General features: G+C 52.2%; 1 protein-coding gene. It reads right to left on the bottom strand.

Annotated elements, in window-relative coordinates:
• On the bottom strand, window positions 1-414 hold a 414-nt coding region (locus JG677_RS08630; protein ID WP_200286233.1), incomplete at both ends, for an AMP-binding protein.

Below are 414 nucleotides of genomic sequence, written 5' to 3' on the forward strand. Positions count from 1 at the left end.
CCCGAAGATCACCGAATGCACCGCGCCGATGCGGGCGCAGGCCAACATTGCCACCGCCGCTTCCGGCACCATCGGCATATAAATCGCTACCACATCGCCTTTTTTAATGCCCAGATCCAGCAGTGTATTCGCGAAACGGCAGACATCGCGATGCAGTTCGCGATAAGAGATATGTTTACTCTGCGACGCGTCATCGCCTTCCCATATAATGGCGGTGCGATCGCCATTTTCCTGCAAATGGCGGTCAAGACAGTTCGCCGCCAGATTCAGCGTGCCGTCCTCGTACCATTTAATCGACACATTGCCTGGCGCAAAGGAGGTGTTTTTCACTTTTTGGTACGGCGTGATCCAATCGAGAATTTTTCCCTGTTCGCCCCAAAACGTATCGGGGTCGTTAATAGACTGTTTATATTT

The sequence above is a fragment of the Campylobacter sp. TTU-622 genome, assembly GCF_016598965.1.
Classification (GTDB): Bacteria; Campylobacterota; Campylobacteria; order Campylobacterales; family Campylobacteraceae; genus Campylobacter_D.